This is a genomic window from Kitasatospora sp. NPDC091257, from assembly GCF_044757675.1.
In the GTDB taxonomy this organism is placed as follows: Bacteria; Actinomycetota; Actinomycetes; order Streptomycetales; family Streptomycetaceae; genus Kitasatospora; species Kitasatospora lactacystinica.
On sequence record NZ_JBIVVI010001856.1, the window covers coordinates 1 to 1,105 of the forward strand.

Consider the following 1,105-nt stretch of genomic DNA (forward strand, 5'->3'; position numbering starts at 1 on the left):
GGCCGGGTAGGTGGTGAAGAGGATCTGGGTGCCGTCGGGGGACCAGTCCGCACGGTCGCCCGCGCGCAGTTCCCAGGGGGTGAGCTGGCGCAGCCCGGTGCCGTCCGCGCTGACGACGTAGATGGCGCGGCTGCCGGCGGGCTGCCCGGTGGCGCTGGTGCGGTACTCGAAGGTGAGCTGCTTCCCGTCGGGGGACCAGCTGGGATTGCTGACGATGCCGGAGTAGGGCTTGTCATTGGTGAGGAAGGTGAGCCGCTGGACGTCGGTGCCCTCGGGGCTCATCAGGTAGAGGTCCGAGTACTGGATCTGGCGGCTGCCGGTCGAGTCCTGGGCGCCCCAGGATCGGCTGAAGGCGACCTGCTTGCCGTCCGGGGAGAAGGCGGGGGCCCGTTCGTCCTCGTTGGCGCAGTCGGCGGTGCCGCTGTCGCAGAGCTGGTTGATCTGGTGTTCGGGGCCGCCGTTGGTGGGGACGGTCCAGAGCCGGGCGGTGCCGCTCTGCGGGTCGGTGCGGTCGAAGGCGATGGTGGTGCCGTCGGGGGACCAGTCCGGGCGGTCGTCGAGGGCGCGGGCCGGCGGCTTGGTGACCTGGTGCTGGCCGGTGCCGTCGGGGGAGAGGGTGACGATGGCGCTGCTGGTGTGGGCGGAGTCGGTGTAGGCGCGGCTGACGATCAGTCCGTTGTGCGCGGTGGCCGCGGGCGCTCCGACGGCCGCACCGACCACGCCGGGGGTCTCGGCGGGTCTCGCCTCGGGGGTGCTGGTGGGAGTCTCCGGCCGGATCTCGGAGAGCGGGATCTCCCCGGGTTCGGCTCCGCAGCCGGTGAGCAGGGTGCCCAGAAGCAGAAGGCCCGCACCGGCGCTCGCGCGGGTGCGGGCCCTGCCCGTGGGTGACTGCCGTGTGCCGGTGGTGATCCGTGCCATCTCCGCCTCCGAGCCTTTCGACCGTTCCGACGTGTGCCCCCGCCGCGGATTCAGGACGAAGGCCCCTGGAAGGAGCTGTCACTGTGTCAGACGGGGGGCGTCGGCGGTCGGGCGACACGCGACGGAGAGTTCTCGCTCGGTCGCACGGAGTAGACGGAGGGCGGGGGAGGCGGGAGGCCGGCAGGAG

The 1,105-nt window shown here is 72.5% G+C and carries 1 protein-coding gene; it reads right to left on the reverse strand.

Features of this window, described 5'->3' with window-relative positions; translation table 11 throughout:
* Positions 1 to 918 (reverse strand): TolB family protein (locus ACIQOV_RS42485; RefSeq protein WP_401056630.1); only part of this gene is annotated, 918 nt, incomplete at its 3' end.
* Between the last annotated feature and the right edge of the window lie 187 nt (positions 919 to 1,105).